Source organism: Variovorax sp. P4_D9 (assembly GCF_056401695.1).
This window is the reverse complement of record NZ_JBFUIU010001718.1, coordinates 1-622: the sequence shown is the minus strand read 5'-3', so window position 1 is coordinate 622 and position 622 is coordinate 1. Positions and strand designations below refer to the sequence as shown.

The window sequence follows — 622 nt, the reverse complement described above, 5'->3', positions numbered from 1 at the left end:
GCCCTGAGCCTTCGCGCTCGGCCGTCGGCGCGGCCGGCGCCACTGCCGCATGCGGCTCGGCGACCGCGGTAGCCATCACCTCGGGCGGCAGGTCCTTTGGCTCGATCAGCTGCGCCGGCGCCATCACCGTGAGCCAGTGGCAGATGTTCTCCAGCTGGCGCACGTTGCCGGGGAAGCTGAAGGTGGCCAGCTGCGCCAGCGCCGCATCGGAGATGCGCTTGGGCTCGACGCCGAGCTGCTTGGCACTCTGTTGCAGGAAGTGGCGCGTCAGGGCCGGCACGTCCTCGCCACGCTCCCGCAGCGCGGGCAGCCGCAACCGGATCACGTTGAGCCGATGGAACAGGTCTTCGCGGAAACCGCCGAGCTTCACGCGCTGCTCGAGGTCCTGGTGGGTCGCCGCGATCACACGCACATTGGCCTTGACCGAGTTGTGGCCACCGACACGGTAGAAATGCCCGTCGCTCAGCACCCGCAGCAGCCGCGTCTGCAGGTCAAAGGGCATGTCGCCGATTTCGTCGAGGAACAACGTTCCGCCCTCGGCCTGCTCGAAGCGGCCGCGCCGCATCGTCTGGGCGCCGGTGAAGGCGCCGCGCTCGTGGCCGAACAGCTCGCTCTCTAAGAG

Annotated in this window: 1 protein-coding gene; it reads right to left on the bottom strand. The window is 69.1% G+C overall.

All coding sequences use genetic code 11. The features are described 5' to 3' along the window. The coding region (locus tag AC1DY5_RS57955; RefSeq protein WP_478123088.1) for a sigma 54-interacting transcriptional regulator at positions 1–622 on the bottom strand (622 nt) is incomplete at both ends.